The organism is Trichocoleus sp. ST-U1 (assembly GCF_039961835.1).
Lineage (GTDB): Bacteria > Cyanobacteriota > Cyanobacteriia > Cyanobacteriales > FACHB-T130 > FACHB-T130.
Map to the genome: position 1 here is coordinate 1 of NZ_JAMPJZ010000003.1, position 19,241 is coordinate 19,241.

Annotated in this window: 16 protein-coding genes, 1 tRNA gene and 1 pseudogene; 14 read left to right on the forward strand and 4 right to left on the reverse strand. The window is 49.2% G+C overall.

Translation table 11 applies throughout. The features are described from left to right. Positions 1–242, reverse strand: a pseudogene (locus NDA06_RS02100) (photosystem II D2 protein (photosystem q(a) protein)); the annotation flags it as partial. Between the two features lie 428 nt (positions 243–670). Here NDA06_RS02100 and NDA06_RS02105 point away from each other — a divergent pair. The 5 genes from NDA06_RS02105 (at position 671) to NDA06_RS02125 (ending at position 3,767) form a co-directional block, all read left to right on the forward strand. Beyond that, positions 671–937 carry a hypothetical protein gene (locus tag NDA06_RS02105; protein WP_190411751.1) on the forward strand — a complete coding sequence of 89 codons (267 nt, stop codon included), beginning with the start codon at positions 671–673 and terminating at the stop codon, positions 935–937. Positions 938–960: 23 nt separating this feature from the next. Continuing rightward, positions 961–1,638, forward strand: coding sequence for an ABC transporter ATP-binding protein (locus NDA06_RS02110; RefSeq protein ID WP_190411754.1), 678 nt, complete (start codon positions 961–963; stop codon positions 1,636–1,638). A 121-nt stretch (positions 1,639–1,759) separates the two neighbouring features. After that, on the forward strand, positions 1,760–2,308 hold the full coding sequence (locus NDA06_RS02115) for an NYN domain-containing protein (RefSeq protein WP_190411750.1): 549 nt from the start codon (positions 1,760–1,762) through the stop codon (positions 2,306–2,308). A 110-nt stretch (positions 2,309–2,418) separates the two neighbouring features. Further along, positions 2,419–2,490 (forward strand) — tRNA-Asn (locus NDA06_RS02120). A gap of 29 nt (positions 2,491–2,519) precedes the next feature. Then, positions 2,520–3,767 (forward strand): aminotransferase class V-fold PLP-dependent enzyme, encoded by a 1,248-nt coding sequence (locus NDA06_RS02125; protein WP_190984763.1) that lies wholly within the window; start codon positions 2,520–2,522, stop codon positions 3,765–3,767. Positions 3,768–4,292: 525 nt separating this feature from the next. On the opposite strand, the gene NDA06_RS02130 is transcribed toward NDA06_RS02125, so the two are convergent. Continuing rightward, positions 4,293–5,621: a tetratricopeptide repeat protein gene (locus NDA06_RS02130; RefSeq protein ID WP_190984762.1), complete on the reverse strand. Its 1,329-nt coding sequence runs from the start codon at positions 5,619–5,621 to the stop codon at positions 4,293–4,295. A gap of 150 nt (positions 5,622–5,771) precedes the next feature. On the opposite strand from NDA06_RS02130, the gene NDA06_RS02135 reads away from it, so the two are divergent. Together NDA06_RS02135 and NDA06_RS02140 are read left to right on the forward strand one after the other, a co-directional pair. After that, positions 5,772–6,950 carry an esterase-like activity of phytase family protein gene (locus NDA06_RS02135; RefSeq protein ID WP_347276997.1) on the forward strand — a complete coding sequence of 393 codons (1,179 nt, stop codon included), beginning with the start codon at positions 5,772–5,774 and terminating at the stop codon, positions 6,948–6,950. Between the two features lie 119 nt (positions 6,951–7,069). After that, a complete protein-coding gene (locus tag NDA06_RS02140; protein WP_190527540.1) occupies positions 7,070–7,450 on the forward strand; it encodes a surface-adhesin E family protein in 381 nt (126 codons plus the stop codon). A 171-nt stretch (positions 7,451–7,621) separates the two neighbouring features. On the opposite strand, the gene NDA06_RS02145 is transcribed toward NDA06_RS02140, so the two are convergent. Beyond that, positions 7,622–8,539 carry an ADP-ribosylglycohydrolase family protein gene (locus tag NDA06_RS02145; RefSeq protein ID WP_190984761.1) on the reverse strand — a complete coding sequence of 306 codons (918 nt, stop codon included), beginning with the start codon at positions 8,537–8,539 and terminating at the stop codon, positions 7,622–7,624. A 79-nt stretch (positions 8,540–8,618) separates the two neighbouring features. On the opposite strand from NDA06_RS02145, the gene NDA06_RS02150 reads away from it, so the two are divergent. The 5 genes from NDA06_RS02150 to NDA06_RS02170 all read left to right on the forward strand — a co-directional run bounded on the left by NDA06_RS02150 (position 8,619) and on the right by NDA06_RS02170 (position 15,112). Beyond that, positions 8,619–9,209: a chromophore lyase CpcT/CpeT gene (locus tag NDA06_RS02150; protein ID WP_190411745.1), complete on the forward strand. Its 591-nt coding sequence runs from the start codon at positions 8,619–8,621 to the stop codon at positions 9,207–9,209. Positions 9,210–9,297: 88 nt separating this feature from the next. Then, positions 9,298–9,483, forward strand: a complete 186-nt coding sequence (locus tag NDA06_RS02155) for a hypothetical protein (RefSeq protein ID WP_190411744.1) — start codon at positions 9,298–9,300, stop codon at positions 9,481–9,483. 39 nt (positions 9,484–9,522) lie between these two features. Next, positions 9,523–10,677 (forward strand): NAD-dependent epimerase/dehydratase family protein, encoded by a 1,155-nt coding sequence (locus NDA06_RS02160; RefSeq protein WP_190427239.1) that lies wholly within the window; start codon positions 9,523–9,525, stop codon positions 10,675–10,677. Positions 10,678–10,919: 242 nt separating this feature from the next. Beyond that, positions 10,920–12,029 carry a glycosyltransferase gene (locus NDA06_RS02165; protein WP_190984760.1) on the forward strand — a complete coding sequence of 370 codons (1,110 nt, stop codon included), beginning with the start codon at positions 10,920–10,922 and terminating at the stop codon, positions 12,027–12,029. 386 nt (positions 12,030–12,415) lie between these two features. Next, positions 12,416–15,112, forward strand: coding sequence for a GAF domain-containing protein (locus tag NDA06_RS02170; RefSeq protein ID WP_190984759.1), 2,697 nt, complete (start codon positions 12,416–12,418; stop codon positions 15,110–15,112). 56 nt (positions 15,113–15,168) lie between these two features. On the opposite strand, the gene NDA06_RS02175 is transcribed toward NDA06_RS02170, so the two are convergent. Then, positions 15,169–15,432 (reverse strand): hypothetical protein, encoded by a 264-nt coding sequence (locus NDA06_RS02175; RefSeq protein WP_190411740.1) that lies wholly within the window; start codon positions 15,430–15,432, stop codon positions 15,169–15,171. A gap of 401 nt (positions 15,433–15,833) precedes the next feature. Here NDA06_RS02175 and purC point away from each other — a divergent pair, with 401 nt between their 5' ends. Further along, positions 15,834–16,574: a phosphoribosylaminoimidazolesuccinocarboxamide synthase gene (gene purC / locus NDA06_RS02180; protein WP_190984758.1), complete on the forward strand. Its 741-nt coding sequence runs from the start codon at positions 15,834–15,836 to the stop codon at positions 16,572–16,574. 90 nt (positions 16,575–16,664) lie between these two features. After that, positions 16,665–19,172: a BamA/TamA family outer membrane protein gene (locus NDA06_RS02185; protein WP_190984757.1), complete on the forward strand. Its 2,508-nt coding sequence runs from the start codon at positions 16,665–16,667 to the stop codon at positions 19,170–19,172. Positions 19,173–19,241 lie beyond the last annotated feature (69 nt).

The window sequence follows — 19,241 nt, forward strand, 5'->3', positions numbered from 1 at the left end:
GGCGTTGAGACGGCGACGGTGAGGAAGTTGCAGCCTTCGAGGTACGAGGAGGCGAGTCCGTGGGTGTACCAGGAGGTGACGAAGGTGGTGCCGGTGAGCCAGCCGCCTAGCGCCAGATACGCGCAGGGGAATAGCAGTAGGCCGGACCAGCCGACAAATACGAAGCGATCGCGCTTGAGCCAGTCGTCAATGGCGTCAAACCACCCTCTTGAACTCGGCGCGCGTCCGACTGCGATAGTCATGACAGCAAATCTCCAAACAGGTTAGTTATAAGTACAGTCATCGCGGTTTCTGCTGGCTCCATCTGTAACTAGATGGGCTACGCAGAAAACAAACTAGGATGTCAATCTAGTTTACGATTCTTTACTGAGTTTAATCTTATTATGTCCAACTTGCACAGTTTTGGGTAAATTTATTTAACTCATTTTAATATTTAGCGGTAGGGGCGACAGATGCGATCGCAGATGTTCATCACTCGCGACAGTTCAGGGGGTGAGTGCGCTTAAAGTCCAGGCTAGTAAAGGATTAGCGAAACTTACCAACGCCAAGATAGAGGCGAAGATGAAATCCTTTCTCCCCTGCTCAACGAATTTTCCCATCGGGCAGCAACTGGCTCGCGTCTGAGATACTAGGGATGTGGAGCCGATATTTAATTGCAATTGCTTAACTCATGTTTACAATCGACCTAATTTTGAAAAATACGCCGATGTCGTTGTCGGTGCAACGGAAGTCAGACGAAGATGCCCAAAGCGTTTACCAAGAAATTCTGAATGCAATCCGCTCTGGCAACGCGCAACTGTTAGAACTCACTTGCGAACGCCAGCCGGAGAAAAAAATCGGCATTCTCAGTAGCGAGATTGTTGCCGTTCAGATATCTCAGAAATCCAGCACAGCATCGGCTGGAAGACCTCCCGGCTTCTTCGCCCTCGCTGAATGAACACGTTTCCTGCTGGTGTCGAAATGGTCAAGCCTGCCATTCAAGTCAAAGACCTTTGCTTCAACTGGCCTAAAGGGGAGAAAGTCTTAGATTCCTGTTCTCTGGAGGTGCCCAAGGGTGAATTCTGGATGCTTTTGGGCACCAACGGCAGTGGAAAATCAACATTGTTGAGATTACTGGCTGGGCTGTTGCGTCCCCAAGCAGGAGAAATTCAGATATTAAACCCAATTGGCTTTGTCTTCCAGAATCCCGATCATCAGTTGGTGATGCCGACAGTCGGGGCTGATGTTGCCTTTGGGCTGGTGGAGGAAAATCTCTCGCCCGCTGAGATACGCGGGCGGGTAGAGCAAGCACTGGCAGCGGTTAATTTACTCGCGCTGGAACGACGCCCCATCTATGCTCTGAGTGGGGGTCAGAAACAGCGAATTGCCATTGCCGGTGCGATCGCCCGCCGATCGGAAGTCTTACTATTAGATGAACCCACCGCCCTGCTCGATCCGGATTCTCAGTTGGATTTAGTCGCGCAAGTGCAAAGCTTGGTGAAAAGCCGGGGTCTGACTGCCCTTTGGGTCACGCATCGATTAGATGAGTTAAATTATGCCGACGGGGCATTCTTACTAGAGCAGGGCTGCGTAGTGGATCGAGGAGAACCCAAACGCTTAAGACAACGCCTCCTGCAAACCCAAGATTCCTCCTTGTAACCAAAAACTATTTTTGGGCAGGCTTTGCCTAGTTCTGCAAAAAGGACGACAGAACTGACTTGACTATATTGTTAAGATGATGAAATAGTTATTTTCACCTAAAAAATCTTGGCTTAAAACAATGCAACGCCCATCCCCGCAGGCTGTTTTGCTCGTTGACGGCTACAACGTCATTGGACTATGGTCTTACCTGCAAAGAACCCGCGATCGCAATGGGCTAGAAGCCGCTCGTCTTGAATTAATTGAGGCTTTGGTCAATTACAGCGCTTTTAAGGGCTTTGAAACTCAAGTTGTATTTGATGCCCAGTATCAAGACACACGCAGTAATTGTGAATCTATCACCCACGAGCTATCAGTCTATTACACGGATTTTGGGCAGACAGCAGATACTTACATCGAAAAAACCTGTGCCTCCTTTCGTTACAATCCCTACAGATCGGCACGGCGCTTGATTGTCGCTACATCAGATCGGGCGCAGCAATTAACAGTAGTGGGGTATGGCGCAGAATGGATGTCAGCGCAACAGCTGGGTTACGACGTAGAATTAACCGCTCGTGCGGTTATACGCAAAAATAGACCCAAGAAACATTCGTCGGGGCGTTTTTTAGCGAATTCCCTGGATGCTAAAGCTCGCGAGCGTCTGGCTGAGTGGCGTTTGAACCAGAAATAACTGAACATTCATTCGGCTCAAAAAAATTTCTCAGAAAACTATAAAAGGGCTTGACAAGTTATATTGGCACTCGCTAATATTAGTAACTGTTGAAAAGATTGAGTGAACGATCCTCAGTAGCTCAGTGGTAGAGCGATCGACTGTTAATCGATTGGTCGCAAGTTCGAATCTTGCCTGGGGAGTTTAATTAATTTAATTGTAAGGATGAAGCATGAAAGAGAAAATTTCAGACTTCATCCTTCGCCATTCAGAATTTCAGAAGTTATGGTCGCTTGACCCAGCCGTAACGTTCCTGAATCATGGTTCGTTTGGTGCTTGTCCGCTGCCGGTTCTGGAAGCCCAACAACGCTACCGGGCGCAACTGGAAAGGGAACCTTTGCGATTTTTTGTGCGCGAGTTTGAGCCGCTGCTGGATGCTGCACGGGATGAGTTAGCTCAGTTCGTGGGTGCCGATCCAGAAGAGTTGGTATTTGTCCCGAATGCGACAACTGGAGTGAATGTGATATTGCGATCGCTTGGCTTAGCCGATCCGAGCGATGCATCGCTTGCTTTCTCCCCAGACGACGAATTACTGACAACAGATCAGGAATACAATGCCTGCCGCAATGCGCTCAATTTCATTGCCAGTCGGACTGGGGCGCGGATAGTGGTGGCGACAGTACCTTTTCCCATCACATCGCCAGAACAAGTCATCGAAGCCGTGATGGAACAGGTTTCACCCAGAACAAAGCTAGCGCTGCTAGATCATGTAACCAGCCAGACAGGGCTAATTTTTCCTATCCAGCAACTCGCTCACCAACTGGCAGAGCGCGGCGTCGATACACTGATAGACGGTGCCCATGCGCCAGGGATGCTGCCGCTGAATCTGCGGGAACTCGGAGCGACTTATTACACTGGCAACTGTCATAAGTGGTTGTGTTCCCCGAAAGGAGCCGCATTTTTATATGTGCGGCGCGACAAACAATCGGCAATTCGTCCGCTAACGATTAGTCATGGTGCCAACTCGCCCCGAAAAGAGCGATCGCGCTTTCATCTAGAATTCGACTGGATGGGCACCGACGATCCCAGCGCTTATCTGTGTGTCCCAGAGGCAATTCGGTTTTTGGGTTCGCTGTTGCCGGGGGGATGGCGCGAACTGATGGCGCGTAACCGAGCAATGGCATTGACAGCACGACAACTACTTTGCGAAACGCTACAGGTGTCGCCACCGTGTCCCGATGAGATGATTGGTTCGATGGCAGCCGTGCCATTGCAGGATGAAATGCCAGGCAGCCCAGGAGAAATGCAAATAACGCCGCTACTACAAGATGCGTTATGCGATCGCTTTGGGATTCAGGTGCCGGTGATTTATTGGCCTGCACCTCCCAAACAGCTGATTCGGATTTCAGCTCAACTTTACAACACTCCGGCGCAGTATGAATATCTAGGTAAAACGCTTGTGGAATTACTATCTAGCTGACGAAAGACAACTGATGTAAGCCACTAAAACACCCAGAAAACCTTCCTGGAAGATAGAAAGTAACCTTACCTTTACAGTTTTTTCTTGATTTCTAAAACCGTGACTAAACTCACGTTTGCATTTTTACAAAAGTAAGATGTACTCTTTTTGTGATAAAAAAAACGAACCAAGCATTTCTACTTGGCTCTAAGAGCAAACACCAAATCACAGAAGTCTATAACCAAGGGAGAAAGACTATCTCAGGAAGGGAGATAATTTTGATAGCAGTTCTAATATTTAATACTTAGGCTCAGAACCGCGCTGTCTTTATGTTTATAAAGTTATCAATTTCCAAAACAAACAGAATCAATCTTCGGTGGGAAACTTCCTGAGGTCTTAGCTCTCTCTGAAGGAATATAAAACTTTCTGTTTTGCTGGGACAAACGCCTGTAAGGGCAGAATGCCCAGTTAGACCATTTTTGACTAGGGATTGGAAATGCTTGCGGCTTATAGATAACAAGAGATCGCTTTTCTCTGAACCGATATCTACTGCGAACCTTGCTGAGTCACTCGCGCTAGCTGATTGGCAAAGTAAGTTTCCTGATACTTTAACGACCTTGCCAATTCCAACCCTTGTTCAAACGCTGCTTTTGCTGGCGCTAAGTCCCCGCGTTCTAGATAAATCTGACCGATTTGGTCGTAGGTTTTCATCAAGTTATAGTAATCGTAGGACTGCCGCTCTACCTGCAAAAGAGTTTGATAAACCTGCAAAGCATATTCAGGTTGTTTATAAGTTCGGTAGAGATCTCCTAGTTTTTTCAAAGCTTCGCTGGCAGAAGCAAACTGCTGTAAAGACCACGCTATATTATAGGCTTCTTGGTAATTTTTACTCGCTTCATCTGGTTGTTTGAGAGCTTCGTAATCGGTAGCGATCGCTATCTTCAACGCTGGTATCTGAGTTAAATCATTAATGGCGAGGTAACTTTCTGCCAGCCGTTGCTTCACTTTTAAAGAATTTTCCGGTTGCTTCGCCTTGTCGTAAATGTAAGTCAGCTGTTGCAGATAAACCACTTGGTTGACCGTATCGCCCTGTTGAGTGGCAAAACTCAGCAATTCCTCATAAGTTGCCGCTGCCTTGGGATAATCAAACCAGTTCAGGTGCAATTGGGCAATGATTTTCAGCATTGCCTCTTCTGTGGCTTTATCTTGGCGCTGCCGTGCATCAGCCAGCAACAGCTGATAATCTTCTAGCGCGGGGGCTGGCAGTCGTATCTGCTGGTAAGCTTGACCCAAAGCTTGCAACAGCTTTATGTCCACTGCGGAGACAGGGGAAGACAAAACAATTTCTTCGGTTTTGCCTCCATTTTGGTTTGTTTGCTGGCGCGGCGTTTTGCCTTTCGGCTCTGGTGTCCTGCCAAAAGCCCGATCCTGAATTGCTTGCAAACGCTTGGTGATGATTTGCAAATCAAGTTTTTGATTATTTTCCCAAGCGATCGCTCCAACTCGTCCTAGCGCTTCCACCTCTTCCACTGTCCCTAGCGATCGCCGCAATCGCAATTCCCGATACCAAATTTCAAACGCTGCCGGTGCATTACCGGCTTTAAGCTGAGCAGCTGCCTGAGCATTTAATTCATCCAGAGCCTGCCTGAATTGGCTGATTTCTCCAGGAGTCAGGGGACGATCTACTTGCGGCTGCGGCAGCAGTGGATCGGGTGTCGTTATCTCTAAGGGGTTGGGTTTGGGTTTATTATCCGCCGCAGTTGCTGCCCATCCGGCAGAACCGGAACACAGTAGGAACAAAGCAGCAGCAATTCCCAACCCTAAAGCCCTTGAGCGACGTTGCTGCAACCACAGACGAGCAAGCAAATTCTGCATAATATTTTTAGCGCGAGCAGTTTAAATTGTTAATAACAAACTATACAAGCAGACCTGGTTAATATCAGAAGTTGTAGCGTTTCTCACCCAACTGACTGCTACAGTAAAGCGATAGTTTCCGCGCTTGTTGTGAAGTTTAGGAGAAAGCTGGTGAACGGTGGGCAATTTAGACCACGATCTTGGGTGCTGGGGATAGCGATCGCCTTACTGACTTTTGTCACTTCCTGCGGAGTCCAGCCAGGAATGACACAAGATCGAGTTTTTCTGGATCTATCCCTCGACTTTTTGGGGGAATACCAGCTACCCAAGACGAAATTTAAGGATACACCTGTTTCTGGCTTATCGGGGCTGACCTACGACCGGAAGCAGAACCGTTTTTACGCAATTTCAGATGACCGCAGTAAGTTTGCCCCAGCCCGGTTCTACACTCTCAACATGGTTATCGATGACGCCAGCGATGGCAAAATTGGCATCCAGAAAGTAGAAGTTGAGAACGTTACCTTTCTAACCAAGGAAGATGGCAACACCTATCCCAAGAGTACGGTGGATACGGAAGGGATTGCTCTGTCTCCTCAACAATCAGTATTTATCTCTAGCGAAGGGGTCGCCCGCGATGGCATTGCCCCCTTTATCGGGGAGTTTGACTTAAAAACTGGACGTCTGCGGCAGAACTTACCCATCCCGGAACGCTATCTTCCCGATGTCAGCGGCAACAAAACCCAGACTCGTGGCATCCAGAATAACCTGGGGTTTGAAGCCCTGACCCTCAATCCTGTCGGTACTCTCCCAGCAGCCGGGGAACCGTTTCGTCTATTTACTGCCACTGAGTCATCATTGATGCAGGATAGCGAAGCAATTAGTTCAAAGCAGGGAGCAAAATGTCGGATCTTGCACTATTTGCTCAGCGATGGCCCACCGCTGTTGATTGCCGAACATTTATATGAAATGGAACCGCCTCCAAGTGGGGCACTCAAAGATGGCTTGCCGGAATTTTTATCTTTAGATGCAGGGGGGCACTTCCTCACCTTGGAACGTTCTTTGAGCCTGTTAGGTTACAGGGTGAGAATTTATCAGGCAGCAATGGGCGGGGCAACAGATATTTCTAGTGTTCCCAGCCTTAAAGGTGAGCTTACCGGCATTGAGCCAGTGAAGAAAAAGTTGCTGTTGGACTTGGATGAAATAGGCATTCCGTTGGGCAATTTGGAAGGCATGACTTTTGGTCCACGCTTGCCGGATGGTAGCCAAAGTTTACTTCTAGTCAGTGACGATAATTTCCAAGATAAACAGACGACTCAGTTTCTATTATTCCGACTCAAAAGCAGGCGTTAAAAACAGTTAACGCTCGCATTTATCACCCTTTAATTCATCTCGATAATCTTTGCAATCCCATGACTAAGTTGCTTACCTTTCAACATTCGCGTCTCGCTATAGTATCCGGGATCAGCTTGATGACAATGATTGCTACGTCAAGAGCGATCGCGGCTTGGGTGCCCGTAAGCAAAACCCTCGACAACACCCCTATCTATATCGACGATGCGCGGATTGTGCGTCAGGGAAATCTTGTAGAATTCTGGCGACGGAATCTGTTTCAAGCTCCGGAAGCAGATGGTGCGATTGGGGTGGACAATTATCATGCAATAGAGTGTAAAAAAGGCTTATTCCGATGGCGTCGGTCTATTCGTTTTGACCAAAGCGGTCGGATTGTCGGGGATATCGATGTAGGTAAAAACGACAAGCTGCTAGAAGCAAAAATTCAATCGGGAAGTATCATCGGGGATTTCTATCAAGCAGTGTGCCCAGCCCAGATCGAGGAACCTAAAAAAAAATAACAAAAAGGGAATTTTTTCTTCAGCTTAAACCTATTTGAATGCGATAAGAAAAACTTCACTCCCCGCCACTCGACCTTCACGGAGAGGGGAGCAAGAAAATCTTGTGTGTATCTCCTGTGCATCTACCTAAAACGGGTAGCGCGTTCAGTTTTTTACCTTGATTTTGCATTTTTAATAACTTTCGCCAGCAAAAATGCTTGAAAAATTATCTGGCAACAGTTCCCTCGCCTGAATCCACGGGGTAGGGACTCCTTTTTGGCGTGCGGAAAGGGCAACAATCCCGCCTACAATGGCGCAGTTTGTGTCCATGTCGCCTAAACCGCTAATTGTCGCCCAGAAAGCTTCCTGGTAGTCTTCCAGATGATGGGCAGCACACCACAGGGCAAAAGGCACCGTATCTTGAGCTGAAATTTTGTAGCCGGAACCCAGTTGTTGCGCTACCACAGGTGGAGAGCGATCGCTCGGAATATCTATCGCTTGCCGAATGCTGCTCTGAATCTCGCTTTCCGGGACATTCAGAGCAACCTGTTGGAGAAATTGCTCTCCAGACATAAATTCACCTTCACCCACCCTGTAAGCGATCGCAGCAGCAACTGCAACAGCGATCGCTCCAGCAATTCCCTCTGGATGAGCGTGTGTTGGTTGCGCTGAGAGTATCGCGTTTTCTCTCACTGCGTCTAGATCGTGAGCAAAATAAGCGCCTAATGGTGCCACCCGCATCGCCGCACCATTGCCATAAGAACCAGTACCCCCGAACATCTCTGAAGCTTCTGTGCGCCAGTCTGCGCCCCATTGCAGCCGAATTAACAACTGTTGCGCCCCCTCACCGTAACCGCGATTAGGATTGAAGCGTTCGGCAAACGCGGCGGCAAGTGCATCGGGGTCTATTTTCCCATAGCGACACAGCGTCTCCACGATAGACAGTGCCATTTCAGTATCGTCACTGTAGCGCCAGAGTTTTGGAGGAATTTGACGCCTTTGGATTCTTTCGCGCAGTTCCTCTCCCAGCCCAAAAAACCTGTCACCCAAGGCATCTCCGACCGAAAGCCCTGTCAAGGACAACTGCATTCGTTCTAGTAGCTTCATCATTTCAAGAAACTTCAGGAGGAGCGATCGCGCATCTTAAAATAAGGGGGATCATTTCTCAACAACGGCATTTTAATAAACAATGACGCATTCTACTGATATTGCTACCTTAGCTCGCTGGATGGCAGCAGATTTCAGCAACCAAGCACAAGCATTTGAAAATCCTCCCATCTTTGCCCATATCCGCGTCTGTATGCGTCCTCTACCCCTGGAACTGTTGTCGGGCGTGAGTTTCCTGGTGGAACAAGCGTATGACTATATGATTAATGACCCATATCGGCTGCGGGTTTTAAAGTTAATTACGAATGGCGATCGCATCGAAATTGAAAACTACACAGTTAAGAATGAAGAACAATTTTATGGTGCCTCCCGCGACCCCAAGCGCCTGCACAACCTCAAAGCAGACCAACTGGAAAAATTACCAGGCTGTAACATGATCGTCGAATGGACAGGTCACAGCTTCAAAGGTTACGTCGAACCCGGTAAAGGTTGTATGGTGGTTCGCAAAGGTCAAAACACCTATCTCGACAGCACCTTTGAGATTGACGAAAACAGGTTTATCAGTCTCGATCGGGGACGCGATCCCGAAACCGATGAGCATATTTGGGGATCGGTCGGGGGTCCTTTCGAGTTCGTCCGTTGGGGAAGTTTTGCCGAGGAAGTGAAGGTGTAAAGGGTTCAAAGCTAAAGGTTGAAGGTTCCTTGTCGCTAGGAACCTTCAACTTTCAATCTGGAGGTCTTGGAGACACTTTCACATCTGATTGCTAGGTCGCCCTGATTGCTGGGTCGCCGCCACTGGGACAACAACGCTTTCCTCCCAAAGATTGATGACGAAGGAGGGAAGAAATACGAGAAAGAAGCAAACGACTACAAGCTCGATGGGGTGTACCGGCGATCGCTCAGAAGGAATTCACTTCGATGGTCTAGAAGGTACCATTACCTGGTAAATTTACCGAGTGTTGGCAAGCAAGATTAATTGAACCCGTATGAAAGTCTTGGTTATTGGCGGTGATGGCTACTGCGGTTGGGCAACCGCGCTTTATCTTTCCAGTCGAGGATACGAAGTCGGCATTCTAGATAGCCTGGTGCGGCGTCACTGGGATATGCAACTAGGCGCAGATACCCTAACCCCTATTGCACCCATTCAACAACGCCTTCAGCGCTGGAAGGACCTCACCGGCAAATCCATAGACCTATTTATTGGGGATATCACTAACTACGAGTTCCTCCAGTCAGCGCTGCACCAGTTTGAACCACAGACAATCGTTCACTTTGGCGAACAGCGTTCGGCACCCTTCTCGATGATTGACCGAGAACACGCTGTCGTCACCCAGGTGAACAACGTGGTGGGGACGCTGAATTTGCTATATGCGATCAAAGAAGATTTCCCCGACTGTCACCTCGTCAAATTAGGGACGATGGGCGAGTACGGGACACCTAACATTGATATTGAAGAAGGCTACATCACCATCGAACACAACGGGCGTAAGGATACTTTGCCCTATCCGAAGCAGCCCGGATCGATGTATCACCTCAGCAAAGTTCATGATAGCCACAATATCCACTTTGCTTGCCGGATTTGGGGGCTACGCGCCACCGACTTGAATCAGGGCGTCGTGTACGGCGTTTTGACAGAAGAGACGGGCATGGATGAGCTGTTAATTAACCGCCTGGACTACGATGGAGTCTTTGGGACGGCACTCAACCGCTTTTGTATCCAAGCAGCAATTGGGCATCCCCTGACGGTGTACGGGAAAGGCGGTCAGACGAGAGGCTTTTTGGATATTCGAGATACAGTGCGATGTATGGAACTCGCGATCGCGAACCCCGCCCAACCCGGCGAATTCCGCGTCTTCAACCAATTCACCGAACTATTTAGCATCGGTGACTTAGCTGCAATGGTGAAAAAAGCCGGGAATTCCTTGGGACTGAATGTTGATATCCACAACCTCGACAATCCCAGAGTCGAGAAAGAAGAACACTACTTCAACGCCAAAAACACCAATTTGCTCGATCTCGGCTTACAACCTCATTATCTCTCCGACGCCCTACTCGACTCGTTGCTCAACTTTGCCGTCAAGTACCAGCACCGCGTCGATAAAAATCAGATCATGCCCAAAGTTTCTTGGCACCGTCAGTAATCAGGATTGAGGACTGAGGACTGTTAGCGAAGCGGTGCGAAGCACGGACTGAGTGAAAAGAGAGATAGAGGAGAGAGTGGCAACTGGTAAGCAATTTGCTGGGTTGAATTGTTGCATTGATAAAGACAGATAAACTTTAATAACTCCTCAGACTTGACCGTTCATTGAGTCCTTAGCCCTCAGTCGCGATCGCTCTTAAATCTATCACTCAGCCCTCAGTCCTCATCCCTCAGCACTGAATTATGCGAATTGCTCTTTTTACCGAAACCTTTTTGCCCAAGGTTGACGGCATTGTGACGCGCCTGCGCCACACCGTTGAACATTTACAGCGCAGCGGCAACGAAGTGCTGATTTTTTCCCCAGATGGGGGGTTAACCGAATATAAAGGAGCTAGGATCTACGGAGTCTCTGGCTTCCCGTTGCCTTGGTATCCAGAGTTGAAAATGGCTTTTCCCCGCCCCTCCATTGGTTATCAACTAGAGAAGTTTCAACCGGATATCATTCATGTTGTCAACCCAGCTATTTTGGGACTAGCGGGTCTGTATTACGCCAAAGCGATGCAGATTCCCTTACTAGCGTCTTATCATACCCATTTACCCCAGTATCTCCAGCATTACGGCTTGGGAATGTTAGAAGGTGTGCTGTGGGAATTGCTCAAATCAGCCCATAACCAAGCGCGGCTGAATCTCTGTACTTCTACGGCGATGGTGCAGGAACTTACCAGTCATGGCATCCAGCGAGTGGATTTGTGGCAGCGGGGGGTAGATACAGAATTATTCCAGCCCCACTTATCAAGCCGAGAAATGCGATCGCGTCTTAGCCAAGGACACCCGGAAAGCCCCTTATTACTCTACGTAGGGCGTCTGGGCGCAGAAAAGGAAATTGACCGCATTAAGCCCGTCCTAGCAGCCATTCCCAACGCGCGTCTCGCCTTAGTGGGAGATGGCCCCCATCGACAAGCCTTGCAACAACACTTTGCCGGGACACCCACCCATTTCGTCGGCTATCTGACCGGCGTTGAACTCGCCTCAGCCTTTGCCTCAGCAGACGCCTTTATTTTTCCCTCGCGCACAGAAACTTTAGGATTAGTGCTGTTGGAGGCGATGGCAGCCGGATGTCCCGTTGTCGCCGCTCGTTCCGGAGGGATTCCCGATATCGTTACCGATGGCGTTAACGGTTACTTATTTGACCCAAAAGATGAAGAGGGAGCGATCGCTGCTACCAAGCGCCTTTTGGCCCATCAAGAAGAACGGGAAACCCTACGGCAAAATGCCCGCCTCGAAGCCGAACGCTGGGGTTGGGCTGCCGCCACCCGCCAGTTGCAAAATTACTACGAAACAGCGATTCATTAACAATCAATCATTAGCAGTCAGGGTTCAGCAGTCAGGGTTTCCGAAAAACAACTGATAACTGAACCCTGAAATGCTCCTATTTAATACATATTTCTAAACACTACGGATGAGGATTTCAGGTCTCCGAGGTTAAATTAAGTTAGTGGGTGCTTATTTTTTAAGCGTTAACGATTAGCTCAGTAGGTGGAGACCAAACAAACCCAGATTGAACAACGCTTTTCCCCGTAAAGATGCGAAAATTTGCGTTTTTCGGCTAGTTTTTACAGAATTAATCGCGATTTTAGGCTTTTACGGGTATTTTGACTAAATTGAATCTAAAAAAAAGTGTGAATCGCATACTAATAACAGCTAACAGCTAAAACCACAGCTTGCAAATGCTTCTCCCCATGACACTCTCTAATACCGGCAGCGTTCTGGCTACGTTAACTCAGCTTACGCAACTCAATCGTACTAGCGCCCTGACCTCGCGCGTCAAAGACCTGTCATTCGGCGAATTTATCTGCTTACTCGACTTTATTACCGCTGAGTTCCAGCAGTTTCTGCGGGCGATCGACATGATCAACAACGAAGCGCTGGAAACCATGCTGGAGCAGGTCATGGACGCCTTTACCCTCAAAATGGGTCAGATTCTGCAAGCAGACCTCACCACTATTTTTTTAGTAGACGAAGAAAAAAATCAACTTTGGTCAAAAATTCCCGATACGGAGACTGGGAGAGCCACCAAGCAAATCCGGATTCCCATTAATATTGGCGTTGCCGGTCACGTCGCCAGCACCGGCGAATCTTTGAATCTTCCAGACCCTTACTCTCACCCACTCTTTAACAAAGAAGTTGACGAGCGACCGGGCTACCGAACCCGCAGTCTGCTTTGTATGCCGATTTATAGCAGCAAAAACCAGATTGTTGCGGTCGTTCAGCTATTAAATAAAGCTGGGGATGGGCCGTTTACCGAGGAGGATGAGCAGGGATTCCGCGACTTTGCTGCCTCTATCGGCATTATCCTAGAAAGCTGCCAATCGTTTTATATGGCGGCACGCAAGCAGCGGGGGGCAGAGGCACTGTTGCGGGCAACCACCTATCTCGGTCAAAGTCTTGACTTGGAAGCAACTCTGCGCTTTGTGATGGAGCAAGCGCGGGATCTGATGCAGGCGGATCGCAGCACCCTATTTATGCTGAGCAAAGAAACGGGAGAACTCTGGACGAAAGTTGCCAACAAAGATGGTACGGAGATCATCCCGATTCGCATTCCTTCTAACAAAGGAATTGCCGGTTATGTTGCCTCCACTCGTCAGCCGCTAAATATCCCGGATGCTTATAAAGATCCGCGTTTCGATCCCAGCGCCGACCAACGGACGGGTTATTTGACACGCAATATCCTATGTATGCCGGTGTTTAATTCATCAATGGAATTAATCGGCGTTACGCAGTTAATTAACAAGCAACCCGGCAGCTTCACGAGTTCAGATGAAGAGTTTATGCAGGCATTTAATATCCAGGCGGGAATTGCGCTGGAAAATGCCAAGCTCTTCGAGAATGTGTTGTTGGAAAAGCAGTATCAAAAAGATATCCTGCAAAGTCTCTCAGATGCAGTCATCTCTACAGACATGCAGGGACGGATTGTCACGATTAACGAAGCTGCACTGGAGTTGTTAGGGTGCCCAATTCGGGAAACCACGGGTAAAAACAACAAGCATCTGTGGGAGCAGAAACTAATCGGTCGTTTCGTTTGGGATGTGGTGCCCATCGAACATCTCCAGTTTCGCCTCCAGGATAGTCTGAAGACGGGTGCCAAGCAATATGTGCCGGAGCAAACCCTGACAGTGGGATTGTATGTAGAGAAGAACCACCAGCCGTCAGTAGCAGCCGTAGGAGCAATGCCAGAATTGTCCGTGCAGGCACAATGCGCCCAGTGTCAGCAGGTAGCAGAAGTTCTCAATTCGGAAGCGACTCACTCGGAGGGAGAACCCACTGGAGTCCATATTCTGGCAATTCGCGATCGCCTCAATCCAAACATCTTCATTCCCTGGAATGAATCATGCAGTCCTGGCAGTGTCGCCACCCACAGTTGTCATCAGATTTTGAGTGCCGATCAAGTCCAGGAAATTGAACGGAGTATGAATCTCACCGTTAATCCCCTTACCAATCCGGAAGGAGGCGTCAGAGGAGGCTTGGTGGTCTTGGAAGACATCAGCCACGAAAAACGGATGAAATCTACCTTGTATCGCTACATGACGCCTAGAGTGGCAGAGCAAGTCATGGCACTGGGCGATAAAGCGCTGATGATGAGCGAACGCAAGGAGGTGACAATTTTATTTTCTGACATCCGGGGCTACACCACTCTGACGGAAAATTTAGGGGCTTCGGAAGTGGTTTCGCTGCTGAATCAGTATTTTGAAACGATGGTAGAGGCAGTCTTTAACCACGAAGGCACCTTAGATAAATTCATCGGCGATGCCTTGATGGCGGTGTTTGGTGCGCCCCTGCCTTTGGCAGAAAATCATGCTTGGATGGCGGTTCAGTCGGCGTTGGATATGCGCCGCCGGTTGGCAGAGTTTAACCGTCGCCGTTTATTTGGAAACCAGCCGCAAATTCATATTGGCATTGGACTAAGTTCTGGAGAAGTCGTTTCCGGCAACATTGGTTCCCACAAACGGATGGACTACACGGTGATTGGGGATGGGGTGAACTTGAGTTCTCGCCTGGAAAGCGTCACCAAGGAGTACGGCTGCGATATTATCTTGAGCGAGTTTACCTACAACTTGTGCCGCGATCGCATCTTGGTGCGAGAGTTAGACAAAATCCGCGTCAAGGGCAAAAATACCGCCGTTAGTATTTACGAGTTGATCGGCGACCATCGACAGCATCTCGACGACTCCACGAAGAAGTTTCTCGATCTCTATCATCTTGGGCGTACAGCCTACACGGGAAGAAGCTTCCAGAAAGCGATCGCCTACTTTGAGGACGCCTACAGCCTACGACCCACGGATCAGGCAGTCACCGTCCACTTGGAACGGTGTAAGAACTACCTTCGGCAACCGCCTTCAGATGCCTGGGACGGAGTCCACACGATGACCAGCAAATGAGGTTAATCGCTATTCGCGAATGGGCGTAAATTCTCTAGACGCTGCCCTTTTGCACCTCACCTTTCCGGATTATCCTCTCCACTCTGGAAAGGGTTCTCACCGATGGCGAGTTGCTTTTTGGTTTTTTTCAACTGCTTCCAGAGACTCTTAATTTGTTCGTAGGCTTCGGAGGATGAAATTTTCCCCCCAGTTTCCAGGTTGCAGATGAAATTCACCCGTTGAGCAAATTCCTGCAAATTTGCGTTAAAAACCAGGTTTTCTGGCTTGACTTGACCGTAGTAACGACTACGAGGATACAGAAAATCAGAGCGGTCTGCCATAGATTACCTCCTTGGGATAAACTACTCAACCTACTGGCGTGAGAAACGAACCAATCGTTAATCCTGTTTTTTGCCCAAGCTGGAAAAGCTAGCAACAGAAACAGGGAGGTATTCCGACCGTTGCCCGATCCACCTTGGAGTCGGTAGAACTTTCTTGCGATCGCCCGCTGTTGGAATCAGGATTTACCGGGTGTTTTGTTCGAGTCTTGACCACTATTGTGATCTTTGCACAAAGGGCTGCGCTTATTTTAATTACAAATTAATCAAAATTTAACCTTATCTTAATCAAAGATTATGCCAGTTACTCGCAGATGCCCAGATGTTGACGCCATTCGGCTCCTAAGGCATTAAAATCTTCTGTGCTGCTGCCGACGATCCATTAATACAAATAACGACTCTCCATGTCCGCCCAATCAACCAACCTTTACGAAGGCAAAGCCAAGATTCTCTATACCACGGACGATCCGGACATTCTGCTGGCTCACTTCAAAGACGAAGCTACCGCCTTTAATGCCAAAAAGCGCGGTCAGATTATCGGCAAAGGTGAAATTAACTGCACCATTGCCGCTTATTTGTTCCAGGTTTTGGAAGCATCGGGCATCCCAACCCACTTCATTGACTGTCCGGCACCCAACCAAATGCGCGTCCAAGCGTTAAAGATTCTGCCCCTAGAAGTGGTGGTCAGGAACATTGCTGCGGGAAGTCTGTGTCAACAAACAGGGTTGCCCGTAGGTACCGTCCTGCCCGATCCGCTGGTGGAATTTTATTTTAAAAATGACGATCTCGGAGATCCTTTGTTAACACGCGATCGCTTGATGTTATTGAAATTAGCGACACCAGAACAGCTTGACCAATTACAAAGTAGCGCCTTGCGGATTAACGAAATCCTCAGAGACTTTTTTCACCAATGCCGGATTACCCTAGTGGATTTCAAGTTGGAGTTTGGCGTTGACCGGCATAGCGAGATACGACTGGGAGACGAAATCAGCCCCGATACCTGCCGTCTTTGGGATGAGTCTGAAGACGATCCCGACCGGCGAGTGCTAGATAAAGATCGGTTCCGTCGGGATTTGGGGCAGGTGGAAGATGCCTACCAGCAAGTGCTAAAAAGAGTTCTCGAACAAGTAAATCGTAAAAAGTAAAAGCAGAAAAAATTCTTTCTTTGGCTTTTTGCTTTTTTACTTTTGTCTCTATTTTCAATGTGTGTGGAAGTGTCGAAAACGAGTAAAAGAATGCGCTTATCTCCCTTTTTATTGACGATTTTGGCTGCCTCATCTGCCTGCTGTGTAGCATTTCCTGCCAGAGGGCAAACGACAAATTCTTCGTCGGACACCTCCGAGAGAACAGCGTGGTATGGCGATTATATTGAGCAGACCCAGGCTGACGCAGGACGCGATCGCCCAGAATCTCAACCAACCAATAACGTAGTCGTCAATGCTGTGAGTGCCCCAGAGACGACACCGCCTGGGAGGGCGCTTAGACCGTCGCCCAGCCTCACTGAGATTGTTACACGCTCCACCACCGCACCCGCTCCAGTTAACGTCCCAGTTAACGTCCCAGTTAAACCGGAGCGCGTAGAGGTTGCCAGTAGCAGTCGTCGGGAACCGCCACCAGCCAATAACGTGGTGGTTAACACCATGAGCGTTCCAACAACAAAAGAGCCTGTAGGGGCAAAATCCCCCTCATCCGTACTCAGCCAAACTCCCACAACCCAATCTCCATCCTCTCCCACGCCGGAAACAGAGCCAGTGGTTCCGCGCACTGGCGAAGAATCAACACCGCAACAAGAAACGCCGGATACCATTGAATTCGATCTCACGCCAGGGACGACTGGTGAGCCGAATCTTGAGTTGCCAGAGCCACGGGAACAACCTGTACCAACCCCTGAAGGTGGACAACCTGCAACAACGCCTGAAACGGTACAACCTGCGCCTACTGACCAGCCAGAAGCCAGAGTGCTAGTGGGTGAAGTCGTTGTTACTGGCGTAGAAGGGGATCTCGAAAACGAAGTTTATGAGGCAATTCGCACCCGACCCGGACAAACGGCGACCCGGAGCCAGTTACAGGAAGATGTGAATGCCATCTACGCCACAGGTTTTTTCAGCAACGCCAGAGTAGAGCCACAGGATACCCCGCTGGGTGTCCGTGTCGTCTTTGTAGTAGAACCTAACCCAGTTTTGCGTCAGGTAGTGGTTGTCCCCGTCCCTGCCGACCAAAATCAGCGGGCACTCCCCCAAAAGGTAATCGATGACGCCTTCGCGCCTCAGTATGGTCGCACCCTCAACATCCGCGAACTGCAAGAAGGCATTAAAAAAATAAACCAGTGGTACAAAGAAAACGGCTATGACTTGGCACAAGTAGTTGCCGCACCCCAGATTGCTGAGGATGGCACGGTACGTCTAGAGGTAGCAGAAGGACTGATTGAGGATATCGAAGTCCGCTTTCTCGACAAAGACGGACAACCCGCAAATGATGAAGGTCAACCCATCCGGGGTCGCACCCGCGATTTCATCATCACGCGAGAAATTGAACTGAATTCTGGAGAAGTCTTTAACCGGACGAAAGCGGAAAGGGATCTGCGCCGAGTCTTTCGCTTAGGCATCTTTGAAGATGTGCGACTCTCATTCAGACCGGGGCAAGATCCGCGCAAAGTGGTGGTGGTCGTGGACGTGATTGAGAAGAACACCGGCTCAGTGGCGGCGGGTGCTGGGATTAGTTCCGCTAGTGGATTATTCGGCACCATTAGCTATCAAGAGCAAAATCTGGGGGGCAATAACCAGAAGCTGGGGGCAGAGTTGCAGGTCGGTCAGCGAGAACTGCTATTTGATGTCAACTTTACAGATCCCTGGATTGCTGGCGATCCTTACCGGACTTCCTACACCGTCAATGGGTTCAGACGCCGATCCATTTCGCTGATTTTTGATGGCGGTGACACAGAGGTGGAATTACCCGATGGAGACAGACCCCGCGTCCTGCGATTGGGGGGTGGCGTCACCTTTACCCGTCCGCTTTCCCGAGATGTTTTTGCAGATCCGGAATGGAGAGCGAGTCTGGGCTTGCAGTATCAACGGGTTTCGATCCGAAATTCCGACGGCGACATTAGCCCGAAGGATGAGCTAGGCAACGACCTGAGCTTTAGTGGGGAAGGGAAAGACGACTTGTTGACCCTGCAATTTGGGGTTGTGCGCGATCGCCGTAACAGCGCCGTAATTCCGACCTCTGGATCTCTACTGCGCCTAGGCGTTGAACAGTCTCTCCCCGTAGGTGTGGGAGGGATTCTGTTTAACCGTCTGCGCGGTAGCTATAGCTACTATCTTCCTGTCAGATATACGAACTTCTCCCCAGGGCCACAAGCGCTCGCCTTCAACGTTCAAGCCGGAACCGTCCTCGGCGATTTACCTCCCTATGAAGCTTTCTCTCTAGGCGGTAGTAACTCGGTGCGGGGTTTTGAGGAAGGAGATGTCGGCAGCGGTCGCAGCTTTATCCAAGCGACCGCAGAGTATCGCTTCCCGATTTTCTCGATTGTGGGTGGTGCTTTGTTTGTCGATGCCGCAACCGATTTCGGGACTGGTAGCACCGTGCCCGGAGATCCGGCTGGGGTGCGGGGTAAGCCCGGAAGCGGCTTTGGTTATGGTCTTGGCGTCCGCGTGCAATCTCCCCTCGGCCCGATTCGTATCGACTATGGTTTTAATAACGAAGGGGACAGCCGCCTCCACTTTGGAATTGGGGAGAGATTCTAAAAATTAAAAATGTAAAATTAAAAATTAAAAATTAGGAGAATTTCTTCAATTTTTAGTTTTTAATTTTTA